The organism is Streptomyces sp. NPDC001914 (assembly GCF_042891215.1).
Taxonomy (GTDB): Bacteria; Actinomycetota; Actinomycetes; order Streptomycetales; family Streptomycetaceae; genus Streptomyces.
Genome location: NZ_JBIASW010000011.1, coordinates 53627 through 80005, shown reverse-complemented (window position 1 = coordinate 80005; position 26379 = coordinate 53627). Strand labels below are relative to the sequence as shown.

The window sequence follows — 26379 nt, the reverse complement described above, 5'->3', positions numbered from 1 at the left end:
CGGGTCCGGTGGGGAGGAGAGCGCGTGGATTTCGCATTCGGTCCCGAGGACGAGAGCTTCCGGCGCGAGGCGCGGGCCTGGCTGGAGGAGCACCTGACCGGCACCCCGGGACGCCGTGACTGGGAGCGGGAACTGGGGAAGGCGGGCTGGATCGGGCTCGGCTGGGCGGAGGACGGGTACGGCAACCGGCGCGCCGGCCTGACCCGGCAGGTCGTGTGGGCCGAGGAGTACGCCCGCTCCGGGGCGCCCGCCCGTTCCGGGCACATCGGCGAGAACCTGCTGGCGCCGACGCTCATCGCCCACGGCACACCGGAGCAGAAGCGCCGCTTCCTGCCGCCGGTCGCCGAGGGCAGGGAGCTGTGGTGCCAGGGGTACAGCGAGCCCGGAGCCGGCTCGGACCTGGCCGGCGTCCGCACGAGCGCAGTACGGGAGACGGGCGCCGGTTCTCCGGGGGCGTACCGGGTCACGGGGCAGAAGATCTGGACCTCGCTCGCCCACGAGGCCGACTGGTGCTTCGTGCTCGCCCGCACCGAGCCGGGCTCCACCCGCCACCACGGACTGTCCTTCCTCCTGGTCGCCATGGACCAGCCCGGCCGGGTCGAGGTCCGTCCCATCCGTCAGCTCACGGGCACGAGCGACTTCAACGAGGTGTACTTCGACGGAGCCCTGGCGCGGGCCGGGCACGTGGTCGGCGGTGAGGGCGAGGGCTGGAAGGTCGCCATGAGCCTGCTCGGCTTCGAGCGCGGGGTCTCCACGCTCGCCCAGCAGATCGGCTTCGCCGAGGAGTTGGGGCGCGTGCTGCGGACGGCCGCGGCGACGGGAGCGGACCGGGATCCCCTCGTGCGCGAGCGACTCGTGCGGCTCTGGGCCGAGTTGCGGACGATGCGGTGGAACGCCCTGCGCACGCTGGGCGGTTCGGGGAGTCCCGGGAGCGAGGCGGCGCCGAGTGTGGCGAAGCTGCTGTGGGGCGGCTGGCACCGGCGGCTCGGTGAGGCGGCGGTCCTGGTGCGGGGGGCCGCGGCGGCGGTGGGTCCGGCGGACTGGTCGGCCGCGCTGCCCTACGAACTGGACGACTCCCAGCACCTGTTCCTCTTCAGCCGGGCCGACACGATCTACGGCGGCTCGGACGAGATCCAGCGCACGATCATCGCCGAGCGCGCGCTCGGCCTGCCGAAGGAGCCCCGGGGCCGGCCCTGACCGGCCCCGGAACCAACAGCCCAGGAACAGCCCGGGGCGGCCCGGGGAGAGGGGAGCCGGCGCGATGCGAGGCGTGATCTTCGACGGAAAGAGGACCCGGGTCGTGGACGACCTGGAGGTACGGGATCCGGGGCCCGGAGAGGTCCGGGTGGCAGTCTCGGCGGCGGGGCTCTGCCACAGCGATCTCTCCGTGGTGGACGGCACCATCCCCTTCCCCGTTCCCGTGGTGCTCGGTCATGAGGGCGCGGGCGTGGTGGAGTCCGTGGGCGCGGGCGTCACCCATGTCGAGCCCGGCGATCACGTGGCGCTGTCCACGCTCGCCAACTGCGGGACCTGCGCCGAGTGCGACCGGGGGCGGCCCACGATGTGCCGCAAGGCGATCGGCATGCCCCAGCGGCCGTTCTCGCGCTCGGGCGAACCGCTGTACCAGTTCGCCGCCAACTCGGCCTTCGCCGAGCGCACGGTCGTGAAGGCGGTGCAGGCGGTCCGTATCCCGAAGGACATCCCGCCGGCCTCGGCCGCGCTGATCGGCTGCGGGGTCCTGACGGGCGTCGGAGCGGTCCTGAACCGGGCCCGGGTCGACCGCGGCGACACCGTCCTGGTCATCGGCACGGGCGGCATCGGTCTCAACGTCATCCAGGGCGCCCGGCTCGCGGGCGCGCTGCGGATCGTCGCCGTCGACTCCAATCCGGCCAAGGAGTCGGTGGCCCGGCGGTTCGGCGCGACGCACTTCCTGACGTCCGTGGAGGGGGTGAAGGACATCCTGCCCACCGGAGCCCAGCACGCCTTCGAATGCGTCGGCCGCGTCGAACTCATCCGCCAGGCCGTCGACGCGCTCGACCGGCACGGCCAGGCCGTCCTCCTCGGCGTCCCCCCGGCGACGGCCGAGGCGTCCTTCCTCGTCTCCTCGATGTACCTCGACAAGTCCATCCTCGGCTGCCGCTACGGCTCGTCCCGCCCCCAGCGGGACATCGCCCTGTACGCCGAGCTCTACCGCGAGGGCCGGCTGCTCCTCGACGAGCTGGTGACGGCCACGTACCCGGTCGAGGACTTCGAGAGGGCGGCCGAGGACGCGCACGCGGGGAAGGTGGCGAGGGCGGTGCTCACGTTCTGACCGCCCGCCCGGCGGATGCCGACGGGCAGGTCCCGGGGCGGCCGTCCAGAGGTCAGCGGTCGGCCCCGGTGCCCGACCTGAAGGTGCGCCGGTAGGTGGTCGGGGTGACGCCGAGGGTCGCCTGGAGGTGCTGGCGCATCGACTGGGCCGTGCCGAAGCCGGCGTCGCGGGCCACGTGGTCGATGGACAGGTCGCTGGACTCCAGGAGGTGCCGGGCGTGCTCCACGCGCTGCTGCGTGAGCCACTGGCCGGGGCTGACCCCGACCTCCTCGCGGAAGCGCCGGGTGAAGGTGCGCACCGACATGGACTCCTGCTCGGCCATGTCACGGAGCTGGATCGGCTCGTGGAGGCGGCCGAGCGCCCAGGCGCGGGCGGCGGTCGTGCCGGCCGAGCGCGCCTCCGGGACCGGGCGCTGGATGTACTGCGCCTGGCCGCCGTCCCGGTGCGGCGGGACGACGGTCCGGCGGGCCACCTCGTTGGCGACGGCGGCGCCGTGGTCGCGGCGTACGAGATGCAGGCACAGGTCGATCCCGGCCGCGACCCCGGCCGAGGTGAGGACGTCCCCGTCGTCGATGAAGAGCACGTCCGCGTCGACGCTGATCCGCGGGAAGAGCCGCTGGAAGTGCTCGGCGTGCATCCAGTGCGTGGTGGCGGGGCGGCCGTCGAGGTAGCCGGCGGCGGCGAGCACGTAACTGCCGGTGCAGATGGAGACGAGACGGGTGCCCGGGCGGATGTGCGCGAGGGCGGCCGCCAGCTCCGGAGTCAGGATGCCCTCGCGATGCACGGGGCCGAGCTCGTACGAGGCCGGGACGACGACGGTGTCCGCCGTCGCCAGCGCCTCCGGCCCGTTGCCGACGAGGACCGAGAAGTCCGCGTCCGTCCCGACCGGGCCCGGCGGCCGGGCCGAGCAGGTCACCACCTCGTACAGCGGGCGTCCGTCCGCGTCCCGCGCCTTGCCGAAGATGCGCTGCGGAATGCCCAGCTCGAAGGGGAGCAGACCGTCCAGGGCGAGGACGACGACGCGGTGCGGAGGCAACGTATCCGGAAGGGCCATGGCCCGATCCTAGCGAATGCTGTCTTCCGGGCCAGTGGTTCACCGCTGTCCGTTCCCCGAAGCTCTAGGACGTGACCCAGACAACCGAAGCCGCGCAGGCCCCGGAGGACGCCCGGCCCGTCCGCCCCGCCCGCTCCCACCGCATCCACCGCGCCTGGTTCGTCGCGGCCGTCACCTTCGTGACGATCATCGGCGCGGCCGCCTTCCGGTCGCTCCCCGGACTGCTGATCGACCCGCTCCACGAGGAGTTCCACTGGTCGCGCGGCACGATCGGCGCGGCCGTGTCGATCAACCTCGCGCTGTACGGGCTGACGGCGCCGTTCGCGGCGGCGCTCATGGACCGCTTCGGCATCCGCCGGGTGGTCGCGGTCGCCCTGACCGTGATCGCGGTCGGCTCCGGGCTGACGGTGTGGATGACGGCGGCCTGGCAACTGCTCCTGTGCTGGGGCCTGCTGGTGGGTCTGGGGTCCGGTTCGATGGCACTCGCCTTCGCGGCGACGGTCACCAACCGCTGGTTCACCGAACGCAAGGGCCTGGTCACCGGCATCCTGACGGCCGCCTCGGCCTCGGGCCAGCTCATCTTCCTGCCGCTGCTGTCCTGGATCGTCACCGAACACGACTGGCGCCCGGCCGCGGTGACCGTCGCCCTCGCCGCCCTCGCGGTCGTCCCCTTCGTCTGGCTGCTGCTGCGCGACCACCCCGCCGACGTGGGCCAGATGCCGTACGGGGCCAAGGAGTTCGTGCCCAAGCCCGAGCCGGTGAGGGGCGCCGCCCGGCGCGCGGTCACCGTGCTGCTCTCCGCCGTCCGCACCGGCCCCTTCTGGCTGCTGGCCGGCACGTTCGCGATCTGCGGCGCCTCGACGAACGGCCTGGTCCAGACGCACTTCGTGCCCGCCGCCCACGATCACGGCATGCCCATCACCGCGGCCGCCTCGCTCCTCGCCGTCATCGGCGTCTTCGACGTGATCGGCACGATCGCCTCCGGCTGGTTCACCGACCGCTTCGAGCCCCGCCGCCTGCTGGCGGTCTACTACGCCCTGCGCGGCATCTCGCTGCTGTTCCTGCCGATGCTGCTGGCCCCCAGCGTGCACCCGCCGATGATCTTCTTCATCGTCTTCTACGGCCTCGACTGGGTCGCCACCGTCCCGCCCACCCTGGCCCTGTGCCGTGAGCAGTACGGCGAGGACAGCGCCATCGTCTTCGGCTGGGTCCTCGCCTCCCACCAGGTCGGCGCCGCGCTCGTCGCCCTCCTCGGAGGTGTCGCCCGCGACCACTTCGGCTCGTACGACGTCGTCTGGTACGCCTCGGGCGCGCTGTGCGCCGCGGCCGCGCTGATGGCCCTGGTCATCCGCCGCCGCCGTCCGGCGGTGCCGGGGGCACCCATGGTGGCGCCGGCTTCCGCGTGACGGGGGTCAGACGAGGAACCTGCCCTTGTGGAAGAGCAGCGGCGGCACGTCCTCGCCGTCCTCGCCGTCACCGCTCGCGCCGAGGGCGTCCACCCGGCCCACCACGATGAGGTGATCCCCGCCCGTGTGCACCGCGTGGACCGTGCAGTCGATCCAGGCCGCGGCGCCCGCGAGGCGGGGGGAGCCGGACACCGGAGCGGCGTCGTAGGCCACGCCCGCGAACTTGTCCGTGCCGCTCACCGCGAAGCCGCGGCACAGGTCGCCCTGGTGCGCGCCGAGCACGTTGACGCAGAAGACGCCGGCGCGGGCTATGCGCGGCCAGGTCGTGGACGTACGGCCGACCATGAAGCAGATCAGCGGAGGGTCCAGGGACAGCGAGGCGAACGACTGACAGGCGAAGCCGGCCGGGCCCGCCGGTTCTTCCGTCTCCGCCTCCGGTGCCGGTGCCGTCACGACGGTCACGCCGGTCGCGAAGTGGCCCAGCACGTGGCGGAACCGGGCCGGATCGACCGGCGCCCGCTCGTCCTCGCGGACCGCGCGCAGATCCGGGCGCGGCAACGCCTCGACGGGCCCCGCGACGGTGGGGGCCCCGGCCGACCTGAGGTAGCGGACGGCTGCGGCGGCCATCCCTGCGTGTCCCATCACATCCACCATTGAAGCTGACGGAGTGTCAGATAGGAAGGGGTTCGGGACGCCCGCGGTGCGGGGGTGCGGAGTGCCGGGACAGAGGCGTGCGGGTGCAACCCCCGCGCGGTGCGGCGTGTTTCGTCCGCGTATCTTTCGCCCCATGAGGTCGGCGAACTCCGGGAGCCCCGCACGCCCCCGGTCGGCATGGACCGGCGCGGAGGTGAACCTCGCCGCCGCGGTCTGCGCGGTGCAGCTCGCGGTCGCCGTCACCGTCCGGTGGGTCGGGACGTTCGACGACGACGACCACGGTGCCGGCCTCGGCGGCGGGCTCGCCGCCGTCGGCCTGCTGTGCGTGCTGGTCTTCGGGCCGCCCCTGCTCGCCGCCCTGGGCCTGCTGCACGCGGTGACGTTCACGATGCCCGCGGCCACGCTCGCCCGTCTCGCGCGCCGCCGCGCACCCGGCCCCGAGGGCGCCTGGCACCTGAGCTTCGTCCTGGTGCTCGGCGTCTTCTGGACCGCGCTCGCCGTTCTTCTCCTCGGTCTCGAACCCGTCGGCCCCGGAGCCCTGTTGCTCGCCGTGTCGGGTGTCCCACCCGTGCTGACGGCCGCCCGGTCGCGGCGGCGCGAACGGGTCGCCGGACATCCGCCGGACGGCGGGCGTGTCTGGTTCCGCTCCGCTCTCGTGGCCCTCGGGGCGTGCGTCCTGGTCGTGGCGGCGGGCACGGTGGGCCTGGCCACGGGACTCGTCCGGGAGTACGAGCCCCCGAAGCTCGGCGCCGACCGGCTCACCGGCGTCTGGCGCGGCGATCACGGGGCCGTGCTGCGGCTGAGCGCCGACGGCCGGGCCGAACTCTCCTCCGTGCCCGCCCAGCCCGAGTTCGGGGACGTGGCCACCAAGGAGTTCACGCGCTGCGACGGCGCCGGCACCTGGTTCCTCGACACCAGGGGGCGCTACGACCCGTACGCCGACGGGCCCGGCTCCGAGCGACGGGACGGCGTCGTCGTCCGCGTCGCCGACTGCGGCCACGACACGTACTGGACCATCGGCGGCACCGGGACCCACCCGGAACTCTTCGTGCTCTTCGGCGACCCCGACGCGGGGGACCTGCGCATCCTGCGCCGGCAGTGACCCGGACCGCCACCACGGCACACGCGCACCGGGTCACCCACGGAATTGCGGTGGGGGTGACCAGACCGCCACCCCGCCGCACCCGCACCAGGCCACGTACGGAATTGGGGCAGCAGCCCCGGACCGTCACCACGACGACCCGCAGCCGGGTACGCACGGGAGGGGACGTGCCGGTACATCGATGGCGTCGCCACCAACGGTCACTTCTCCGCCCGACAGCGACGGCCTGATGCACCGGCACGGCCCCGACCCACCCACCGGCCGAACCCGAAGCCGGACCCGGACCCGGGCCCCCGCTTCTGCTGGATTCGGGTGTGCGGAGTTCGGTTCGTCAGCGGCCCTTGAAGCGCGGGGCCCGGCGTTCCACGAAGCTCGTCACACCCTCATTGGCGTCCGCCGTGGTCATGTTGATCTCCTGCGCCGCGGCCTCGGCGGCCCAGGCCGCGGCGCGGTCGGTGTCGAGGGAGGCGTTGACGAGCTGCTTGGTGAGCGCGAGCGCCCGGGTGGGCCCGGCGGCGAGCCGCTCGGCCCAGGCCCGCGCCGTCTTCTCCAACTCCTCCGCCGGCACAACCCTGTTGACGAGCCCGATCCGCTCGGCGTCCACCGCGCTCAGCGCGTCCCCGAAGAACATCAGCTCCTTGGCCCGCTGCGGACCCACGAGACGCGGCAGCAGATAGGCCCCGCCGCCGTCCGGCACGAGCCCGCGCCGCACGAACACCTCGATGAACCGGGCCGGTTCGGCCGCGAGGACGAGGTCGCACGCGAAGGCGAGGTGCGCGCCGATCCCGGCCGCCGTGCCGTTGACCGCCGCGATCACCGGTTTCTCGCAGTCGAGGACGGCCGCGATCAGGCGCTGCGCCCCCAGCCGGATGGTCCGGGCGACGTCGCCGGGCACCCGCTCCCCGGCGGGCGGACCGCCCCGCAGATCCGCTCCGGCACAGAAGCCGCGGCCGGTGGCGGTGATGACCACGGCCCGCACGCCGGGGTCGGCGGACGCCGCCGCGAGCAGGTCGATCACCCGCTCACGCTGGTCCCAGGTCAGCGCGTTCATCGCCTCGGGCCGGTCGAGGGTGATCCACGAGACGGCGTTGTCGGTGGAATGGCGTATCGACGAGTCGGCGGGTGTCCGGGGTGGTGCGGCTGATGCGGTGGTCGCACGCGGGACGTCGGTCATGGAGCTGCTCCGTTTCGTGCGAGGCGAGGCGGGGCGAGGCGAGGCGGGGCGAGGCGAGGCGGGGAGGCCGGGAGCGTGGGTCAGCGGCACAGCACCAGCGCGTCCAGGGCCACGGCCCCCTGTCCGCGAGGCAGCACCATCAGCGGATTGATGTCCAGCTCCGCGATGTCGTCCCCGAGTTCGAGCGCCATCCGCTGGACCCGGATCACGACCTCGACCAGCGCGTCCACGTCCACCGGCGGACCCCCGCGCACCCCGTCGAGCAGCGCCCGGCCGCGCAGCTCGGACAGCATGGCCCGCGCCTGGTCGTCACCGAACGGCGGCACCCGCACGGCGAAGTCCCGCAGCACCTCGACGAGAACTCCGCCCAGCCCGACGGTCACGGTCGGCCCGAAGAGCTGGTCGTGCGTGACGCCGACGACCATCTCGACGCCCCGCTCCACCATCTGGCAGACGAGGACCCCGTCCAGCGAGATGCCCTCGTAGCGGGCGATGTCGGTCAGCTCGCGATAGGCGTCGCGGACCTGGCTGGCGGAGGTCAGCCCGATCTTGACGAGGCCGAGTTCCGTCTTGTGGGCGATCTGCGCGCCGGAGGCCTTCATGACCACCGGGTAGCCGACCTGGCTCGCCGCCCGCACGGCCGCCGCGGCGCTGGTCACCAGCTGCTCGCGCGGCACCCGGATCCCGTACGCCCGCAGCAGCTGCTTGGCCCCGTGCTCGCTCAGCTGCTGGCCGGGGCGCATCAGGGCCTGGGCCTTGCGGAAGGAGGGCGACGGGGTGCGCGGGGCCTCGTCGAAGGGTGAGCGGTAGGCGGCGGTGAACCGTGCGTGGTCGAGGTGGGCGCGGACGGCGGTGATGCAGTTGGCGAACGTACGGAAGGTGGCGACCCGGGACGACCCGAGCAGCGTCTCCCGGTACGCCGCCTCCGTACCGACCGGCGACCCCCACACCACGCAGACCAGCTTGTCCGTCTGTTCCGCCGCGTCCACCAGGTCCTGCGCCAGCTTGTCGCTCATCGGCGGGAAGGGCCCGGTGATCGGGCAGATCAGGACGCCGACCGCCGGGTCGGCGAGGATCGCGTCGATGATCTTCCGGCCGCGCCAGTCGCCGACGGGATGCCCGCCGTTGTCGACCGGGTTCGCGACGTTCAGGTAGTCCGGTATCCAGGTGTGCAGCTCGGCCTGCTTGGCCTCCGAGAGCACCGGCAGGTCGAGGCCCCCCTCGCTCGCCAGGTCCGCGAAGTGCGCCCCCGTCCCGCCCGAGATCGAATAGACGACGACCCCGTCGGCCTGCGGGGGGCGGGCCCGTGCCAACAGGGCTGCCGTGTCCTGGAGTTCGTCGAGTCCGTCGACGCGGATCACGCCGTACTGCCGCATCGCCGCGTCGACCACCGCGTCGGCGCCGGTCAGCTTGCCGGTGTGTGAGGCGGCGGTGCGGGCGCCGGTCTCGGTGCGGCCGACCTTCACCGCGACGACGGGCACCTTGCGCCGGGCGGCGCGGTCGGCGGCGAGCAGGAAGGAGCGGCCGTCCTTGAGTCCCTCGACGTAGCAGGCGATGGCGCCGACCTCGGGCCGCTCGGAGAAGTACGAGATGAAGTCCGCGGTCTCCAGGTCGGCCTCGTTGCCCGTGGGGGCCCAGTGGGACAGGCGGACGCCCAGCTGCTGCATCGCGAACACCGGCCGGCCCTGGTGGCCGGACTGGGTGATGAGGGCGACCGCGGGGCCGTCGAGGTCGTCGCGGAAGTTCTCGAACGCGTTGAGGTTGGTGTTGGGGCCGAGCAGCCGCAGGCCGGAGCCGTGGACGGCGGCGGCGAGACGGGTCTGGGCGGCGGCGCCCTCGGTCCCGGTCTCGGCGAAGCCGGACGCGAAGGCGACCGCGAACTTCACCTTGGCCTCGGTGAGTTCCCCGATCACCGGGAGGGGGTCGGCCACGAGGAGCACCGCCAGGTCCACCTGCTCCGGTATGTCCGCCACCGAGGGGAGGCACGGCAGGCCGAAGACCGTGCGGCGGGTGGGGTGTACCGGGTGGAGCCGGGCGCCGACCCGTTGGGCCCAGGCGATGAGCTGGCGGGTGATCCCGGTGTTCGACCGTCCCTCTGCGTCCGAGGCGCCGATGACGGCCACGCACTCGGGACGGAAGAAACGGTCCAGGTCGGGGACGGTGGCGTACAGCGGGCGACCGCTGACGTCCAGGTCGTCGACCTCGGCCGGGCGTCCGTGCACGACCGGGGAGGGCTGCTCGCCGCAGGCGATGACCCTGGCCCGGCGGGAGTCGGTGGTGAGGGTGCCGTGGGTTGATCCAAGCATCGGTCCGCCCGCTCCTGTGTGACAGCCAATTGTTAACTGACGCAGTGTCAGATTACGCAACTGACGTCGTGTCAGGAACCGTTGTGCAGGGGTGGGCTTCTGTTGGGGTACTACCGGCTTCGGTCCGGTGGGTGGGTCGGGGCCGTGCCGGTGCATCAGGCCGTCGCTGTCGGGCAGAGAAGTGACCGTTGGTGGCGACGGCCATCGATGTACCGGCACGTCCCCTCCGGCCGGATCCCGACTGCGGGTACATCGTGGTGACGGTCCCAGCCCCGACCGGCGAAAGCCTCAGGCCCGGCCAGGGAAGTTTCCAGCCCCGGCCGGCAGAAGTTCAGCCCCTCCGGCGTTTGAGGAGCGGGGTCCGGGGCGGAGCCCCAGGGGCCCACCTCTCGGGTACGGGGCAACAATCCAGCCCCTCCGGCGATTGAGGAGCGGGGGTCTGGGGCGGAGCCCCAGGTACGGGACGGGTAGGGGCGGAGGGGGCGAGAGAACGGTCAGCTGGTGGGCTGGGGCTTGGCCTGGTGGCGGGATATCGCCTTCGCGATCTTCTCGGCGTCGAGGGCGAGCTCGCGGAACATCCCGCTGATGGGATTGGTGAAGCCGGTGAAGTACAGGCCGGGCGCGTTCCGCGGAGCGTGCCCGCCATGGACGACGGGACGCCCCCGCCCGTCGAGCACGTCGAGATGCCCGACCATGCCCTCCAGCGCCCGCGAGTACCCGGTCGCGGCGATCACCACGTCGGGATCGACCCGGCCTCCGTCGGCGAGCACGGCCTTGCCGTCCTCGAACCCCTCCACCGCGGCCACGATCTCGACCTTCCCCTTGCAGACGGCGTCGATGATCCCGACGTCCTGGACGGGGATGGAGCCCGCGTTGACGCGGGAGTAGAGCCCCGTGTCGGGGCGGGGCAGGCCGCGCGACGCCAGGTCCGGCACGCTCAGCTTGGCCATCGGCCCGGCCAGCGCGTCGACGAGCCGCACCGGCAGCCGTCGTACGGCGATGCCCGTGAACTGCGCGGCCCAGCCCGCCGTCGAGCGGCGCACGATGTGCGGCACGGTGCGGACGGACAGCCGTACGCGCCGGGCGCCGCCCTCGACCAGGTCCACGGCGATCTCGGCGCCGGTGTTGCCGATGCCGACGACGAGCACGTCGCGGCCCGCGTAGGGGGCGGGGTTGCGGTACTCGCCGGCGTGCAGGAGCGTGCCGGTGTAGGTGTCGCGGCCGGGCCAGTCGGGGACGCGCGGGGTGTGGTTGTGGCCGGTCGCCACGACCACCGCGCTGCCGGTCAGCTCGCGTCCGCCGGTGGCGTGCAGCAGCCAGCCGTCGCCGCCCGGGGCGGGCTCGATGCGCGAGACCTCGACACCCGTGACGATCTCCAGGCCGTGGTGCTCGGCGTACTTCTCCAGGTAGCGCACCACGTTGTCACGTGACACCCACCGGCCGAACGAGCGCGGCATCGACAGCCCGGGCAGCGCGGACAGCCGGCGTGTGGTGTGCAGGTGCAGCCGGTCGTAGTGGCCCCGCCAGGAGGCGCCGACCTGGTCCGACCGCTCCAGCACGACGGCTCGCACACCCCGGGCGCGCAGCGCGTACGCCGCCGCGAGCCCCCCGGGGCCGCCTCCGATGACGTACACGGGGCGGTCCTCGTGGGAGGGCACCGTGCGGGAGGTCGTGGAAGCAGTCGAGTCGGCCATAGCGCGAGCGTAATCACGACTCAGCTTGATAGGTCTCGGTCAAGACCGGAATCGGTTGCGAAGTGGTCACGACTGTGGGAGAGGTGGGTGGGTCCGGTGGCGTAGGTCACTTCGGTGGGGTGCGGGTGTGGGAAACGTGTGTCGTTGTCGCAGGTGAGCGGCGGCCCGTACGTCCTTTGCGGGAGCGCGGGACCGGCTTCGCGCGCCCCCTGGGAGGGGTGGAGCGGGAGGGGGTGGCGGCAGGGCGGCCGCGCGGTCGCCGTCGGCGGGTGCCGGGCTCTTGCGCGGGCGTTGCGAGGCATCGAAACTGACGTACCGTCAGATGTGCTGCTTCTGCGGGAGGTTCGGCCATGGACACGATCTGGCTCGGCGGGGCGGAGTGGATGGCCGTGCTGCGGATCGGACTCGGCCTCTGGTGGCTCGAGAGCTGGCGGCACAAGGACAGGAAGGGGTGGTTCGAGCGCGGCACCGGCATCGCGTGGGCGGCGGACGTCGCGTCCAAGCACCGCTGGAACGCGGTGCGTTCGGGCTTCGAGACGATCGTCGCGCCGCGCCCCCGGACAATGGCGTACGTCGTCGTGTACGCGGAGCTGGCTCTTGGCCTCGGGCTGGTGGCCGGGCTGCTGACCCCCGTCGCGCTGGTCGCGGGGCTGCTCCTCAACGTCCTCTACTTCACCCTCATGATCCACGACTGGGCGGAGCAGGGGCAGAACGCGATGATGGCGCTGGTCTCGGCCGTCGCCCTGTTCGCGATGTCCTGGCAGACCTGGTCCCTGGACGACGCCCTGGGACTCTTCCGGTGAGCGGGGCCGCGCGTGCGGGGAGCTCCGGGGGCGGGTTCGACGTTCCCGAGGCGGACGCGTTCACCCGGCCGTACTGGGACGCGGCGGCCGAGGGGCGGCTGCTGATCCGGCACTGCGCGGCCTGCGACCGCGTGCACCACTACCCCAGGGAGTTCTGCCCGCACTGCTGGAGCGAGGACGTGAGCTGGCACCCCGTGAGCGGACGCGCCACGCTCTACACCTGGTCCGTCGTCCACCGCAACGACCTGCCGCCGTTCGGCGGGCGGGTGCCGTACACGGCCGCCGTCGTCGACCTCGCGGAGGGCCCCCGGATGATGACCGAGGTCGTCGGGTGCGAGGAGGCGGCGCTGCGGATCGGGATGGCGCTGGAGGTGGCCTTCCGGGACGGGATTCCCGTGTTCCGGCCGGCCTCAGGTCCCGGGGGGTGACGGGTTCCGGGCCGGTGGCGGCTCGGGGTCCGTGGCGAGGCGTCCGTGCAGGTGCACGTCGCGGAACGCGTCGTGGCGGCCTGCCTCGAACATCGCGCCCCGCAGGGTCCCCTCGTGCCGGAATCCGCAGCGCTCGGCGACCTTGCAGGACACCTCGTGGCCCACCGCGTGCCCCAGGTCGAGGCGGTGCAGCGCGAGGTCGGTGAAGCCGTAGCGCGCCGCGAGGGTGAGGGCGCGGGTGGCGACCCGGCCGCCGCGGGCCTCCGGCAGCACCCAGTAGCCGACCCGGGCACAGCTCATGACGTGGTCGATCTCGTTGACGCCGATGTGGCCCAGCGTCTCGCCGCTCCCCGCGTCGGTGACGCAGAAGGAGACCCCGGTCCCGCCGGTCGCCGCCGCGACGCGGGTCCGCAGGGCCTCACGGGCGGTGTCGATGTCCCGGACGAACCTGAGCGGGGTGTTCCAGCGCTGGAACTCGGGATCGGTCAGCCCGTGCAGATAGGCCGACACGTCGGCGTCGGACTCCGGGTCCCAGGGGCGCAGCCGCAGCCCGAGGCCCGTCAGCTCGGGGGCGGGCTGGACGGAGAACTGCACATGGGCTTCGGCCATCCAGCCATTCAAGCCCCTCCGGGCCCACGGGTCATTCGCTGGACGAAATTCGGGGGCACGGCTCCCGGGCCGCGAGAGATCATCGGACATGACCTCCGCGACGTACGCATGGCAGCTCACCCACGACCTCGACGCCTTTCTCGCCCGGGCCGGAGACTTCCTCCGTTCGCGTCCCGCACGGCACACCGTCGCGCTGACCGTGACGGAGGCGCTGCGCAGGCGGGGGATGGGCGAGTACGGGAAGGACGTGCCCGTCTTCGGAGCGCTGGAGCGGGACGGGGAGGTTCGGGCCGCCTTCTTCCGTACGCCGCCGTACCGGCTGAACCTCACCTCGCTGGACGAGCCGGGCGCCGAGGCCCTCGCCGCGCTGCTGGCGGACGCGGGAACCGAGGTGCCCGGGGTCTCCGCCGACACGGACACCGTCGAGGTCTTCGCCGGGGCCTGGGCGCGGCGGACCGGGGCGAAGGCGGTGCCGCGGCGGAGCGAGCGGCTCTACCGTCTGGGTGACCTGGTGGTGCCCGAGCCCGCGCCGCCCGGCCGTCCCCGGGTCGCCGACGCGGGCGACCGGGACCTGGTCGCCCGCTGGTACACGGAGTTCGCCGAGGCCATCGGCGAGGGAGCCCACCGCGACGGCGGCGCCTGGGCCGACGACCGGATCTCGTACGGCGGCATCACCCTCTGGGAGGACCCCGAAGGCACCCCCGTCGCCATGGCGGGCGCGACACCGCCGGTCGCCGGACAGCTCCGAGTCGCCCCCGTCTACACCCCGGCCCACCTGCGCGGCCGGGGGTACGCGGGTGCCGTCACCGCCGAGGTGAGCCGGGCCGCGGTCGCCACCGGGGTCGAGGAGGTGCTGCTCTTCACCGACCTCGCCAACCCGACCAGCAACGGTCTGTACCGGCGCATCGGCTACCGGCCCGTCTCCGACTTCGCGGCGTACGACTTCACGTACGAGGTGTAGGGCGGGGGAGGAGGCGGGGAATGGGGGGCCGGTGGTTCACGGCCACAGCAGTTCGGTGGTCCAGCCGGCCTCCGTGCGGCGGTAGACGAGCCGGGCGTGGCGCCTGCGGGCGTCACCCTGGAAGAACTCGACCTCGTCCGGACGGAGGCGGTAGAGCGTCCAGGTGGGGGCGGGGGAGTCCGGGGTCCTCTCGGCCCGCTCCCAGGCCGCGTCCGAGGCCCGGTCCAACTCGGCACGCGAGGGCAGGACTTCGCTCTGCCGGCCCACCAGGGCGGCGGCCAGTGCCCCCGTGGAGCGGGCGTGCAGGTCCGCCTGGCTCTCCTCGGGAGAGGCCGTGGTGACCTCGCCGCGGAGCCGGATCTGGCGGCCCTGCGCGGGCCAGTAGAAGCCGAGGGCCGCGTACGGCCGCGCGGCGAGCTGGCGGCCCTTGCGGCTCGTCACGTGCGAGGCGAACGCCCAGCCGTCGTCGTCCGCGCCGTGCAGCATCACCGTCCGGACGTCGGGCGAACCGTCCTCGTCGGCCGTCGCGAGCGTCATCGTGTGCGGTTCGGCCTGCCCGGCCGCCACCGCTTCCGCGAACCACCGGGTGAACAGGGTCAGCGGGTCCGCCGGAGCGTCCTCCGGAGCGAAGGCGGGCAGCTCCGTGTCCCACACCCGCAGCGATCGCAGCAGCTCATGAAGATCCGGTTCCATGGCTCCGAGTATCACCCGGGGCGGCCGGTGGCCCTCATCCCGGCGGGTGGGCTCGGCCTCGCTCACTCCGCTCGGTCTGCCCGGCGCCGCTCGCTCCGGTCGGCGTCCCTGACCCCGGCCCGTCGGCCGGCCGGCCTGTCGCGCCCGCGGCGCTTGTCCCGGCCCGCAGGCGCGTAAGCCCGGCGTCCCGTATCTCTTTCCGTCGGCCCGGCGCCGCTCACCCCGGCGCGTCGCCCGGTGCCTCTCGTGCTGGCCCGCAGGCGCGTAAGCGCGGAGTCCCTGATCTCCTCCCGGTGTCCCGGTGTCCCGGTGTCCCGGGCCCGGCGCCCGGTATCCGGGCCTCCCTCACCCCGCTTCAGCGCCCGGTGTCCCGGGCTCCCCTCACCCCCGCCCCAGCACCACCGTGCCCGACGAGCAGAACCAGCCTCCCGTGCCGGAGGCGACCGCCAGCTCGGGCAGGGTGCCGTCCGGGCGCCGCACCTGCCGCTCCCGGGGGAGGTCGCCGCGCAACTGCCGTACGGCCTCCACGAGCAGGAACAGGCCGCGCATGCCCGGGTGCTGGGCCGACAGCCCGCCCCCGTCGGTGTTCACCGGCAGTTCGCCACCCACCAGGAGCCGCCCCTTCGCCGCGTCCACGAAGGCGCCGCCCTCGCCCTTGGCGCAGAAGCCGAGGTCCTCCAGGGTCACCAGGGTCATGTAGGTGAAGGCGTCGTAGATCTCCGCGAAGTCGATCTCGGCCGGGCGGACCCCGGCGCGCCCGAAGGCGAGCCGGCCGCTCACCGCCGCCGGGGAGACGGTGAAGTCGGCCCACTCGGACATGGTGGTGTGGGAGACGTGTTCGCCGGTTCCGAGCACCCACACCGGGGCCGTACGGCAGTCGCGCACGTACTCCTCGGCCGCCAGCAGCACCGCCGCGCCGCCGTCGGAGCGGATGCAGCAGTGCAGCTTGGTGAAGGGGTCCGCGATCACCGGCCCGGCCAGCACGTCGTCGACGGTGACCGGGTCGCGGAACATCGCCTCCGGGTTGCGGGCCGCGTTCGCGCGGGCCTGGACGGCCACCGAGGCGAGCTGTTCGAGCGTGGTGCCGTACGTGTGCATGTGGCGGCGCGCGGCCATCGCGTACTTGGCGACGAGCGTGTGGCCGTACGGGACCTCGAACTGCAGCGGGCCCCGCGCGCCGAACGAGAGGTCGCCGGTGCGACGGCCCGCCCTGATGTCGGCGCGGGCGGTGGAGCCGTAGACGAGCAGGACGGCGTTCGCGTGGCCCGCGGCTATGGCGTCGGCCGCGTGGGCCGCCATGACCTCCCAGGTGGACCCGCCGACCGAGGTCGAGTCGACCCAGGTGGGCCGCAGTCCCAGGTAGTCGGCCACCTCGGCGGGCGCGAGGACGCCGAGCCCCGCCGACGCGAAACCGTCGATCACCGAGCGGTCCAGGCCGGAGTCGGCCAGTGCGCGGCGCGCGGCCTGCGCGTGCAGCGCGTACGGGGTCGCCTCGTCCACACGGCCGCAGTCGGACAGGGATATGCCGACGACGGCGACCTTCCGACGGCTGTGGCCCAAGGTGGCATGCGTCATGAATCTGACGGTACATCAGATCTGCCGTCCGCCGGGAGGTCGTCGCACCCCTGTGCTTCTGGTTCCCTCCGCCCTAACATGACGCCCCGTCAGATCGGCTTGCCGGATCAGCCCCCCGACGAGGGAGGAGCCCGCCCATGGACGCCCGTCTCACCGCGGAACAGGAGGAGATCCGCCGTACGCTGCGGGAGGTGCTGGCCAAGCGGTGCGGACCGCAGGAGCTGCGGGCCGCGGAGCCGACCCCCGCCGGCCACGACCCGGCCCTCTGGGAAACCCTCGCGCGCCGGCTCGGGCTGCCCGGACTGGCCCTCCCCGAGGCGTACGGCGGCGCCGGCTGCTCGGCGACCGAACTCGCCCTCGTCTGCGAGGAGTCGGGCCGCGTCCTCGCGCCCTCGCCCCTGCTGTCCACCGCCGTCCTCGCCGCCCCGCTGATCCTGGCCCTCGGCACCGAGGCGCAGCGCACCGCCCTGCTGCCGTCGCTGGCCTCGGGCGCGCTGACCGCCGCCCTCGCGGTACCCGGCACGGGCCTGGCCACCGCCCTCGGGCTGGTCGGCGACAACCGCGGCGACTGGGCCGGCGGCGGCCGCGCGGGGGGCGTCCAGGCGCGGCGCGCGGACGGCGCCTGGCGGCTCTACGGGCAGGCGGCGCAGGTGCTCGACGGGCACAGCGCCGGGCTGCTGCTGGTGGCCGCGCACACCGGCGGGTTCGCGCGGTCGCGGACGCTGCTGTTCCTGGTGAGGGGCGACGCCGACGGGCTCGTCCGCACGCGGCAGACCTCCCTGGACGCGACCCGGCCGCAGGCCAGGCTCGAACTGCGTGACGTGGAGGCCGAACTGCTGGGTGAGGACCACGCCGACGTGCCCGGGGCGCTGGCCGCCGTCGGGGACACCGCCGCCGCCGTCCTCGCCGTCGAGGCCGTGGGCGCCGCCGACCGGGTACTGGAGCGCACCGTCGAACACGTCGGCAGACGTGAGCAGTTCGGGCGGGCGATCGGGTCCTTCCAGGCGGTCAAGCACCGGCTCGCCGACGTGTATGTGGGCGTGCAGTCGGCCCGCTCCGCGGCGTACTACGCGGCCTGGGCCACCGGGACGGGCGGCGAGCGCGTGGGCGGGCTCGCGCTCGCCCAGGCGCTGGAGGCACTGCGCACCGCCGCCTCCGAGGGCGTCCAGCTCCACGGGGGCATCGGCTTCACCTGGGAGCACGACGTCCATCTCTACTTCAAGCGCGCGTCCGGCGATGAACTGCTCTTCGGCCCCGTCCACCGGCTGCGCGCGCACGCGGCCGACGCGGCGCGGCTCTTCGACGGCGGAGAGGTGACGGTGTGATGGCGGCGGGCGGGCGTGGACGTACCGGCAGGGGCACGGGCGGCGGTACGGGGGACGGGGCGGGCGGGAGCGCGGGGACGGGGACCGGGGCGAGACGGATGCCCGGGGTGCGGCTGGTGCAGAGGGTGTCCTCCACCCGGCTGTTCGCCAGGACCGCCCCGCACCTCATCCCGGCCCTCGACCGTGCCGTGCACCGGCTCACCCGGGGGAAGGTGCTGCTCAGCGCCCAGATGCTGCCGGGGGTCGTCCTGACCGCGCGCGGCGCACGGAGCGGTCTGGAGCGCCGTACCCCGCTGGCGTGCATGCCGGAGGCGGGGGTGCCGGGTTCGGGTTCGGCGAGCGGTGCGGACGGTGCCGGCGAGGCCGGGTGGATTCTCGTCGGGTCCAACTTCGGGCGTAGTGACCATCCCGCGTGGACCGCGAACCTGCTCGCCCGGCCCGACGCCGTCATCAACTGGAAGGGCGAGGACATTCCCGTGACCGCCCGGCTCCTCACGGGCGAGGAGAGGGACGCGGTCTGGCGGACGGTGCTGGCGTTCTGGCCGCCGTACGCCACGTATCAGGCCCGGGTGGAGAGGGAGATACGGCTCTTCAGGATCGTGCGCCGTGCGGTGCCGGCCGACTCGGGGGAGGGCGGGGGCCGGTCTGACTGAGGGGACGCTCCGGCGGGGCCGGCGGGCCGCGGGTTCTCGGGGCCCGGACAGCGCAGCGGGCGGCGGTTCACCGGAATGTTCCTCCGGAGCGAACTGCCGCCCGCATGACAGGAGCTGGGGCGTTCGGAAGCGGGAATCTACTTCGTCGGCTTCTTCCCGGTCACGCCCAGATACACCAACAGCGCGAGATTCGGCTTGAGTTCGGCCTGCTTGACGCCCCAGGTCTGGAAGCCCTTCTGGTGCGAGGCGACCGCCGCGAGCATGGCGACGAGGGAGCCGGCCATCGCGGCCGGGTTCACGTCCTTGTCGACCTTCCCCTTGGCCTGGAGCTCGGTGACCGAATCCGTAAGGGAGTTGTTGACGGAGTTCAGGATCTTCATGCGGATCTTGTAGAACCGCTTGTCTCCCTCGGCGGCGCCGAGATCGACCACGCGCAGGATCGCGTCGTTCTTCCGCCAGAACTCCAGGAAGCCGTCGACGAGTTCCTGCGCGGTCTGCCAGCCCGCCTTGCCGACCCAGGAACGGCCTTCGAGCAGCTGGGTCAACGCGGCGCCCTCGGCGGCCATTTGGTCGGCGATCTCCAGGACGGCGCCTTCGACGTCCGGGAAGTACTGGTAGAAGGTCGCGGGTGAAGTGCCTGCCTTCCGGGCGACGTCAATGACTTTGACATCCCGGTAGGGCGATGAGCTGAGCATCTCGCTGAGGCAGTCGAGCAGCTTCTGCCGGGTCGCCTGCCCACGTCGTCCGGCCACGCGGCCGTCGACGGTACGCACTTGTCCTGTCATGCCGTCAGCTTACCGAGGGGTGATCGGAGCGCGATTCGGCCGACTGCAAATGGGGTGCGGCCGTACATCGCCGGGGTCCGGAGGGGGTTCGGAGCGGTTTCAACGAGGGGCGCGGCAGGGCCTGCGCGCGTTTCCGGACACGTTCGCCGGGAGCACCCGGGAGCCTGCGGGGAGCACCGCCGTGAGCACCGCCGGGAGCGTCCCCGCCGACGCGGAGGGGAAGGCGGGCGGGAACGCCCCGCGAACGCGTACGGGAACGCCCCGCGAACGCGGACGCGAAGACCGCCGGGAACGCCCCGCGAACGCGTACGGGAAGCCCCCGGGCAGGTCCGGGGAACGCGTACGGGAACGCTGCCGGGGAGGTCCGGGGGAGCGTCCCCGGGAGCGCTTCGGGAACGGCGCCGAGCAGGGCCCCGGATCGCCTCGCGGGCCCCCTGAGCAGGCACGGGGCGTCACCGGAGCAGGTGCGCACGCCCTGCGGGATGCCGGAAGGGCCGTTAGCTTGGCCGCATGGCCGAATCTGCCGCTGTCGCAGGGTTCTCCGAGGGTGTGCCCTGCTGGGTCGACGCCCAGCTCCCCGACGTGGAGGCGGGCAAGCGCTTCTACGGCGAGCTCTTCGGCTGGACGTTCCCCGAGGAGGCCGGTCCGGAGGGCTGGGCGGAGCTGGACGGTGAGCCGGTCGCCGCGCTCACGCCCAAGCTCGACGGGCGGATGCCCACCGTGTGGACGGTGTACTTCGCGACCCCGGACGCGGACGCGCTCGCCCGCCGGATCCTCGCCGCGGACGGCGGGATCATCGCCGTACCCACGGCCGTGGGCCTGTCCGGCGAGCTGGGCACCTCCGCCCTCGCCACCGACCCGGAGGGCGCCGTCTTCGGACTCTGGCAGCCCGGCACCCACGCGGGCTTCGGCAAGCGGCACGAGCGCCGCACCTTCTGCTGGGCCGAGCTGTACGCGCGCGACACCGCGACGGTCGACCGCTTCTACGGCGCCCTGTTCCACGACGCGCTGTTCGGGTCCGAGGCCACCCCCGATTTCGGCCGCGTTCCCGTGACGGGCGTCTTTCCGGCCGAGATGCCGCCCCATTTCCTCGTCCACTTCGGAGTCGAGGACTGCGAGGAGACACTCGGGACGGTGAACAGGCTCGGCGGACGTGTCCAGGTGACACCCTTCGACACGTCGTACGGTCGGGTGGCCGTCGTCAGCGACAATCAGGGTGCGTCGTTCGCTGTCCTCGAACGGTGAGGGTGCCCCGGCCGGCCGTGACGCCGCGCCGGCGGTGAGGGCGCCGCACCGTCGGAGGACGCCGGGGGTCCTTCGCCCGCAAAGGCCGAAACGCTTCTGCGGCGAGGCGCACGGCTTTTCGACGTGAGGGACGGCACTTCCTGGGTCCGCGGCGGGGTACTTCTGGGGTGAGGGGCGCATTTCGGCTCTGAACCGGGGCGCCCTGGCGGCCGTACCTCTGCCGGGGCGGTTGTTTTGTCACAAGACACCCCGATCCGGCCCCGGGTTCGCAACCGGCGGCTCGGCCAGGAAGAATCGGGGTGCGTGCCGCCATGGCGGTGCGGTGGTGAGACGCTGCACTGGGCCGCGTTCATACGTGGATGACGTGACCCGTACGGGGAGGTGGCAGGCAAGTGGTGGATCAGCTGACGCAGCACGATCCGCGCCGGATCGGGCCGTTCGAGGTGCTGGGCCGGCTGGGTGCCGGCGGCATGGGGCTGGTCTATCTCGCGCGCTCGGCCTCGGGCCGGCGCGTGGCGATCAAGACGGTCAGGACCGAGCTCGCCGAGGACCAGTTGTTCCGGGTCCGCTTCTCGCGCGAGGTCGAGGCCGCCCGTGCCGTCTCGGGCTTCTACACGGCGGCCGTCGTCGACGCCGACGCCCGCGCCGCCGTGCCGTGGCTGGCCACCGCCTACGTGCCCGCGCCCTCGCTCGAGGAGATAGTGAACGAGTGCGGGCCGCTCCCGGCCCAGGCCGTGCGCTGGCTGGCGGCCGGTGTCGCCGAGGCGCTGCAGTCGATCCACGGCGCCGGGCTCGTCCACCGCGACCTGAAGCCCTCGAACGTCCTCGTGGTCGAGGACGGGCCCCGCGTGATCGACTTCGGCATCGCGTCCGGCGTCTCGAACACCCGTCTGACGATGACCAACGTCGCCGTCGGCACCCCCGCCTACATGTCGCCCGAGCAGGCGAAGGACTCGCGCAGCGTCACCGGTGCGAGCGACGTCTTCTCGCTCGGCTCGATGCTCGTCTTCGCGGCCACGGGACACGCCCCCTTCCACGGCGCCAACCCCGTCGAGACGGTCTTCATGCTGCTCCGCGAGGGCCCGGACCTCGAAGGGCTGCCCGACGAGCTGCGCCCGCTCATCGAGTCGTGCATGCAGATGGACGCCACGGCCCGCCCCAACCCCGCCGACCTCCAGGCCCAGCTCGCGCCCCACCTCTTCGGCTCCGGCTCCGACGACAGCGGTACGGCCTCGGCCTGGCTGCCCGAGCGCGCGGTCGGCCTGATCGAGACGCGCCGCGGCGGCCGTCCGCCGGTCAAGCAGCCCGCCTCGGGAAGCGGACGCAGTGGCGGAGGGCGCCCGGCGGTGCCTCCGCCCCCGGCGCACGCCCCGGCCGCCGTAGGGGCGCCCGACACCGGCCCCGTGCGTCTCGCGGGCGCCAAGGTGCCCATCGGTCCCGGTCCGCGGGTCGTCGACGCCCGTGCGGCGGCCGTGAAGGCGCCGCCGCCGGAGGCCGGGCTCGCCGCGTCCTGGTCCCGGCCCCGCGTCGGCGTGAACGGCGCCGAACCGGCGCCCGTGCCCACGGCCCCGGCGCCCGACGCGACCGCGGGCTGGCGTCCCTGGCGTTTCCGCATGTCGAACGACGTGTGGGGCACCCCCTCGGTCGCCGACGACCTCGTCTACGTCACCTCCTTCGAGGTCCACGCCCTCGACGTGGCGACCGGCCGGCGCCGTTTCAAGACCCGTGACGTGGCCTGGTCGATGGCGGTGGCGGACGGCCGCATCCACGCCTCCGACGGGCCGACGCTGTACGCCCTCGAAGCCAGGGAGGGCGCGGACCTGTGGCGGCTGTCCACGGACGCCTGGGTCTACTCTCTCCAGGCCGACCGCGGAACGGTCCTCACCGGCACCCGCGGCGGCGGCGTCCAGGCGTGGGAGGCCGCCAACGGCCAGAAGCTCTGGGAGATCAGCGGCGCCCAGACGGACTTCGAGTCCCCGGAGGCCGGTCCGTCGATCCACGACGGCACGGTGTACGTCTGGAAGGACGCCCGGCTGCGCGCCCTGGAGGCCCGTACGGGCGAGGAGCGCTGGTCGTACCCGATCGGCGACGCGGCCTCCTGCGGCGGTGTACCGGTCCGCATGACGCACGCGCCCGACGGCTACGTCTACATCTGCGCCGGCACCCGCGTCCTCGCGATCGACGTGGCCAGTGGTCATGTCCGCTGGCACTTCGAGGCTCCGGCCGTCTTCCTCTGTCCGCCCACCTTCGCCCCGGGCCCCGCGGTGACCGGCGGTGGCGTCTACCTCGCCGACTACCTCGGCACGGTGTACGCCCTCGACGCGACCGACGGCCGCGACCGCTGGCGGATCGCCACCGAGTCCCGCGCCTCCACCGAGCCGGTCCTGGTGGCCGCCGGACACGTCCATGTGGGCAGCGGCAAGGGCCTGTACACGCTGGACGCCGTCACCGGCACCCCGAAGTGGCGCTTCCAGGCCGGGGGCGACCTGGTGGGCGCTCCGGCGGTGGCCGAGGGCCGTATCCACTTCGGCTCCACCGACCACCTCCTGTACACCCTCAAGGCCGACGACGGGCGCCTGCGCTGGAAGCTGGCCACCGGCGGCGAGATCACCGGGGCGCCCGTGGTCAAGGACGGTGTCGTGTACGCGTGCAGCAAGGACCGCTGCGTGTACGCGCTGGACGCGGAGAAGGGCACCGGGACCGCTCGCACCACGTGAGGCGCCCGGGCGTCGCGGCGGGCGGACACCGCCCGCCGCGGCACCGGGTCCGGATCTCGGTCACGGCGTCCGGAGCCCGTACCGCCGTGACGGCCGCCGGGGCCCCGGCCTCCGCCGGGGCGGCCCGGGGGGCCGAGCTTGTGTGACGGCCGCCGTACCGGGCACGGAAGGGTCTCCGGACGGCGGCCGTCGTACACGCGGACGGCCTGCGGAAGCCGCTCCGGCTGCCGAGGCTACGCCCGCGGTGACCGGCCCGCCACAGGGAGCGAGCGCCGGACCGGCCCGCTCCGGCCGGGGTCGAGGGTTCCTCCGGTCCCGCGGGAGCGGTGTTCCACCGCCCGCCGCCCGAAGGGCCCTCAGCGCAGCCGGAATCCCGGCCTGCGTGCCGCGAACAGCCGCGCCTGCCGCTCGGCGGGCAGGTTCCCCAGCGAGACGAGCTGCGGAGCCTGGGCCAGGGCCGCCGCCCGGGTCGCCTCCTGCGCCGACCACAGCGCCCGCACGGTCCCCTGCACGGCTTCGGCCGGATAGGACGCGATGACCGCCGCGCACGCGACGGCCGCCGCCAACGCCGCGCCCGGCGCGGTGAGTTCGGACACCAGTCCCACCTCGTGGGCCCGCCGCGCGGACATGCGCTCGGCGGTCCCCATCAGCGCCATCCGCGCCACCTCCCCGAACGGCATCCGCTGCGCGAGGTAGACCGACTCGTACGCGCTGACCATGCCGTACGTCGTGTGCGGGTCGAAGAAGGTGGCCTCCTCGTCGGCGACGACGAACTCCGACTCGCCCAGCAGGTAGAAGGCACCGCCGCAGGCGATCCCGTTCACGGCGGCGATCACCGGCTTCCACAGCCCGTTGGCCTTCGGACCGATCGAGGCGAGCGGATCGTCCACCATGTACGGGGAGTCCGGCTGCGGCACCTCGGCGCCGCGGTCGATCCCGGTGCAGAAGGCCCGCCGTCCCGCGCCGGTCACGACGAGCGCCCGTACGGTGTCGTCGAACCGGAACTCGCGCCAGGCGGCGACCAGTTCGGCGGCCGTCGGGAGGTCGATCGCGTTGAGCCGGTCCTGCCGGTCGAGCGTCAGGACGGCGACCCCGGAGTCCTTGTCGACGCTCACCGCGAGCCCGCCGCCGCCCGTCTGCCCGCTCACGCCCGCTCCAGGACCCAGCGCGGCACGCTCACGCCGTTCACCTCGGCGAACACCGCCTGCACCCGGGCCCCGATCCGGATCCGCCGCACCGGAACGGAGTCGATGGGCGCGTCCGGCCCGCTCACCAGGTTCCCCGCCAGCCGTATCCGCGGCGCCTCGTCCAGCTCCACCACGATCGCGTTGTACGGGGACAGCGCAGCGTAGGCGGGAAGGAGCGGCGGATGCGGGACGACGTACGACCAGATCCGGCCCCGTCCGCTCATCCGGCGCCACTCGTTTGCGAAGGACTGGCAGTGCGGGCAGCAGGGGCGCGGCGGGAAGCGCAGCTCACCGCAGTCGGCGCAGGCCTGGACGCGCAGTTCGCCCCGGGCGGCGTACTCCCAGAAGGGCGCCCCGTCGTCGTCGGGGACGGGGGAAAGCAGACGCTCCCCGCTCGCGTCCGTCCCGGCGCCCCCGGAAGCCCCGGCGCTCACGCCCGTCCCGGTCGCCATGCCCGTCCCTGTCGTCTCTGTCGTGTCGGTCATCCCGGCTCCCTCAGCTCCTCAGCAGGAGTGCGGAGGTCGGGACCCCTTCCCCCGCCGTGACCAGACAGGTCGCCGCTCCCGGCACCTGTGCCGTGCTCGTTCCCCGCAACTGCTTCACGCCCTCGTTGATGAGGTTGAAGCCGTGCACGTAGGCCTCGCTGAGCCCGCCGCCCCCGGTGTTGACGGGCAGCCGTCCGCCGATCTCCAGCGCCCCGCCCTCCGTGAAGGCCGCGCCCTCCCCGCGTCCGCAGAAGCCGTAGCCCTCCAGCGAGAGGGGTATCAGCGGCGTGAACGCGTCGTAGATCTGTGCCACGTCCACGTCCTCGGGTGTGAGGTCGGCGTGCTTCCACAGATGCCGGGCGGCGGTCCAGGCGGGCCCGGTGAGCGGGTCGTCGTTCCAGTAGTTGACCATCCCGTGGTGCTGGGCGGGCAGGCCCTGCGCGGCGGAATGGACGTAGACGGGCCGCTGCCGGCAGTCGCGGGCCCGCTCGGCGGACACGATCACGCAGGCGAGCGCGCCGTCGGTCTCCAGACAGTTGTCGAAGAGGCAGAGGGGCTCGCTGATCCAGCGGGCGTTCATGTACATCTCGCGGGTCAGCGGGCGTTCGTACATCATCGCGGCCGGGTTCTGGTTGGCGCGGTTGCGGCAGGCCAGGGCCACGTTGAAGAGGTGGTCGCGGGTCGCCCCGTACTCGTGCATGTACCGGCGCGCGAGCATCCCGATCTCGTCGGCGGGCCGCAGCAGTCCGAAGGGCCGGGTCCACTGGGCCGGGGTGGGGAGCTGCACGGCCGTGTTCTTCCAGGGGCGCGGTCCGCTGCCCCGCTTGCGCGAGCGCCAGGCCACGCCCACCGTCGCCTGGCCCGCGGCGACGGCGGCGGCCAGGTGCGCGACGGTGGCGCAGGAACCGCCGCCCCCGTAACCGACCTTGCTGAAGAAGGTGAGGTCGCCGAGCCCGACGGCCTTGGCGACCTCCACCTCGTCGGTCTCCTCCATGGTGTAGGAGGCGAGCCCGTCGACCTCCGCGGGCGTGATGCCGGCGTCGTCGAGCGCGGCGAGGATCGCGCGGCAGGCCAGCGTCTTCTCGGATTCCGGGAGGCGTTTGGCGAAGGCGGTCTGCCCGATTCCGACGACGGCTGTGGCGTCCTTGAGCCCTGGCATGGGTGACCTCCGCGGACGGTCCCGGCTGCTGACAGTCCGTCAGGCTACAGCTA

General features: G+C 73.6%; 23 protein-coding genes. 11 read left to right on the top strand and 12 right to left on the bottom strand.

The window, feature by feature from the left end; translation table 11 throughout:
- The first annotated feature begins 24 nt into the window (after positions 1-24).
- Both ACFYYF_RS28255 and ACFYYF_RS28250 read left to right on the top strand, forming a co-directional pair.
- A complete protein-coding gene (locus tag ACFYYF_RS28255; RefSeq protein ID WP_388780402.1) occupies positions 25-1197 on the top strand; it encodes an acyl-CoA dehydrogenase family protein in 1173 nt (390 codons plus the stop codon).
- 64 nt (positions 1198-1261) lie between these two features.
- The gene (locus ACFYYF_RS28250; protein WP_388780401.1) at positions 1262-2311 is read left to right on the top strand and encodes a Zn-dependent alcohol dehydrogenase; all 1050 of its coding nucleotides are present in this window, start codon (positions 1262-1264) and stop codon (positions 2309-2311) included.
- A gap of 52 nt (positions 2312-2363) precedes the next feature.
- Here the strand turns inward: ACFYYF_RS28250 and ACFYYF_RS28245 are convergent, their stop codons facing one another.
- Positions 2364-3365, bottom strand: a complete 1002-nt coding sequence (locus ACFYYF_RS28245) for a GlxA family transcriptional regulator (protein ID WP_388780400.1) — start codon at positions 3363-3365, stop codon at positions 2364-2366.
- A 71-nt stretch (positions 3366-3436) separates the two neighbouring features.
- Here ACFYYF_RS28245 and ACFYYF_RS28240 point away from each other — a divergent pair, with 71 nt between their 5' ends.
- On the top strand, positions 3437-4771 hold the full coding sequence (locus tag ACFYYF_RS28240) for an MFS transporter (RefSeq protein ID WP_388780399.1): 1335 nt from the start codon (positions 3437-3439) through the stop codon (positions 4769-4771).
- Positions 4772-4777: 6 nt separating this feature from the next.
- On the opposite strand, the gene ACFYYF_RS28235 is transcribed toward ACFYYF_RS28240, so the two are convergent.
- Positions 4778-5413, bottom strand: coding sequence for a flavin reductase family protein (locus ACFYYF_RS28235; protein ID WP_388780398.1), 636 nt, complete (start codon positions 5411-5413; stop codon positions 4778-4780).
- 145 nt (positions 5414-5558) lie between these two features.
- On the opposite strand from ACFYYF_RS28235, the gene ACFYYF_RS28230 reads away from it, so the two are divergent.
- A complete protein-coding gene (locus tag ACFYYF_RS28230) occupies positions 5559-6527 on the top strand; it encodes a hypothetical protein (RefSeq protein WP_388780397.1) in 969 nt (322 codons plus the stop codon).
- Positions 6528-6858: 331 nt separating this feature from the next.
- Here the strand turns inward: ACFYYF_RS28230 and ACFYYF_RS28225 are convergent, their stop codons facing one another.
- The 3 genes from ACFYYF_RS28225 to ACFYYF_RS28215 form a co-directional block, all read right to left on the bottom strand.
- The gene (locus ACFYYF_RS28225; RefSeq protein WP_388780396.1) at positions 6859-7701 is read right to left on the bottom strand and encodes an enoyl-CoA hydratase/isomerase family protein; all 843 of its coding nucleotides are present in this window, start codon (positions 7699-7701) and stop codon (positions 6859-6861) included.
- Positions 7702-7781: 80 nt separating this feature from the next.
- Positions 7782-10007, bottom strand: a complete 2226-nt coding sequence (locus tag ACFYYF_RS28220) for an acetate--CoA ligase family protein (RefSeq protein WP_388780395.1) — start codon at positions 10005-10007, stop codon at positions 7782-7784.
- Between the two features lie 494 nt (positions 10008-10501).
- Positions 10502-11701 (bottom strand): flavin-containing monooxygenase, encoded by a 1200-nt coding sequence (locus ACFYYF_RS28215; RefSeq protein ID WP_388780394.1) that lies wholly within the window; start codon positions 11699-11701, stop codon positions 10502-10504.
- A gap of 350 nt (positions 11702-12051) precedes the next feature.
- Between ACFYYF_RS28215 and ACFYYF_RS28210 the strand changes: the two genes are divergently transcribed.
- Both ACFYYF_RS28210 and ACFYYF_RS28205 read left to right on the top strand, forming a co-directional pair.
- Positions 12052-12504 (top strand): DoxX family protein, encoded by a 453-nt coding sequence (locus tag ACFYYF_RS28210; RefSeq protein ID WP_361678428.1) that lies wholly within the window; start codon positions 12052-12054, stop codon positions 12502-12504.
- A complete protein-coding gene (locus tag ACFYYF_RS28205; RefSeq protein WP_388780393.1) occupies positions 12501-12932 on the top strand; it encodes a Zn-ribbon domain-containing OB-fold protein in 432 nt (143 codons plus the stop codon). Before ACFYYF_RS28210 ends, ACFYYF_RS28205 begins: the two co-directional genes overlap by 4 nt.
- Here the strand turns inward: ACFYYF_RS28205 and ACFYYF_RS28200 are convergent.
- Positions 12915-13541 (bottom strand): GNAT family protein, encoded by a 627-nt coding sequence (locus ACFYYF_RS28200; RefSeq protein ID WP_361678421.1) that lies wholly within the window; start codon positions 13539-13541, stop codon positions 12915-12917. The two genes, ACFYYF_RS28205 and ACFYYF_RS28200, sit on opposite strands and share 18 nt — an antisense overlap.
- 88 nt (positions 13542-13629) lie before the next feature.
- Here ACFYYF_RS28200 and ACFYYF_RS28195 point away from each other — a divergent pair, with 88 nt between their 5' ends.
- Positions 13630-14502 (top strand): GNAT family N-acetyltransferase, encoded by an 873-nt coding sequence (locus tag ACFYYF_RS28195; protein WP_388780392.1) that lies wholly within the window; start codon positions 13630-13632, stop codon positions 14500-14502.
- A 36-nt stretch (positions 14503-14538) separates the two neighbouring features.
- Here ACFYYF_RS28195 and ACFYYF_RS28190 read toward each other — a convergent pair whose 3' ends face one another.
- Positions 14539-15195, bottom strand: coding sequence for a pyridoxal 5'-phosphate synthase (locus tag ACFYYF_RS28190; protein WP_388780391.1), 657 nt, complete (start codon positions 15193-15195; stop codon positions 14539-14541).
- Between the two features lie 381 nt (positions 15196-15576).
- The gene (locus tag ACFYYF_RS28185) at positions 15577-16770 is read right to left on the bottom strand and encodes an acetyl-CoA acetyltransferase (protein WP_365482436.1); all 1194 of its coding nucleotides are present in this window, start codon (positions 16768-16770) and stop codon (positions 15577-15579) included.
- A gap of 137 nt (positions 16771-16907) precedes the next feature.
- On the opposite strand from ACFYYF_RS28185, the gene ACFYYF_RS28180 reads away from it, so the two are divergent.
- Positions 16908-18095, top strand: coding sequence for an acyl-CoA dehydrogenase family protein (locus ACFYYF_RS28180; protein WP_388780390.1), 1188 nt, complete (start codon positions 16908-16910; stop codon positions 18093-18095).
- A 98-nt stretch (positions 18096-18193) separates the two neighbouring features.
- A complete protein-coding gene (locus ACFYYF_RS28175; protein WP_388780389.1) occupies positions 18194-18748 on the top strand; it encodes a nitroreductase/quinone reductase family protein in 555 nt (184 codons plus the stop codon).
- A 137-nt stretch (positions 18749-18885) separates the two neighbouring features.
- On the opposite strand, the gene ACFYYF_RS28170 is transcribed toward ACFYYF_RS28175, so the two are convergent.
- Complete coding sequence (locus ACFYYF_RS28170; protein WP_361678403.1) at positions 18886-19533, bottom strand: TetR family transcriptional regulator; 648 nt, start codon at positions 19531-19533, stop codon at positions 18886-18888.
- Between the two features lie 510 nt (positions 19534-20043).
- On the opposite strand from ACFYYF_RS28170, the gene ACFYYF_RS28165 reads away from it, so the two are divergent.
- Together ACFYYF_RS28165 and ACFYYF_RS28160 are read left to right on the top strand one after the other, a co-directional pair.
- A complete protein-coding gene (locus ACFYYF_RS28165; protein WP_361678400.1) occupies positions 20044-20778 on the top strand; it encodes a VOC family protein in 735 nt (244 codons plus the stop codon).
- A gap of 392 nt (positions 20779-21170) precedes the next feature.
- On the top strand, positions 21171-23495 hold the full coding sequence (locus ACFYYF_RS28160) for a PQQ-binding-like beta-propeller repeat protein (protein ID WP_388780388.1): 2325 nt from the start codon (positions 21171-21173) through the stop codon (positions 23493-23495).
- A gap of 356 nt (positions 23496-23851) precedes the next feature.
- Here ACFYYF_RS28160 and ACFYYF_RS28155 read toward each other — a convergent pair whose 3' ends face one another.
- The 3 genes from ACFYYF_RS28155 to ACFYYF_RS28145 all read right to left on the bottom strand — a co-directional run bounded on the left by ACFYYF_RS28155 (position 23852) and on the right by ACFYYF_RS28145 (position 26326).
- Positions 23852-24643 carry an enoyl-CoA hydratase/isomerase family protein gene (locus ACFYYF_RS28155; protein ID WP_388780387.1) on the bottom strand — a complete coding sequence of 264 codons (792 nt, stop codon included), beginning with the start codon at positions 24641-24643 and terminating at the stop codon, positions 23852-23854.
- The gene (locus tag ACFYYF_RS28150) at positions 24640-25065 is read right to left on the bottom strand and encodes a Zn-ribbon domain-containing OB-fold protein (RefSeq protein ID WP_388780518.1); all 426 of its coding nucleotides are present in this window, start codon (positions 25063-25065) and stop codon (positions 24640-24642) included. Before ACFYYF_RS28150 ends, ACFYYF_RS28155 begins: the two co-directional genes overlap by 4 nt.
- Before the next feature lie 112 nt (positions 25066-25177).
- Entirely contained in the window at positions 25178-26326 is a 1149-nt protein-coding gene (locus ACFYYF_RS28145; RefSeq protein ID WP_361678391.1) for a lipid-transfer protein, read from the bottom strand.
- Between the last annotated feature and the right edge of the window lie 53 nt (positions 26327-26379).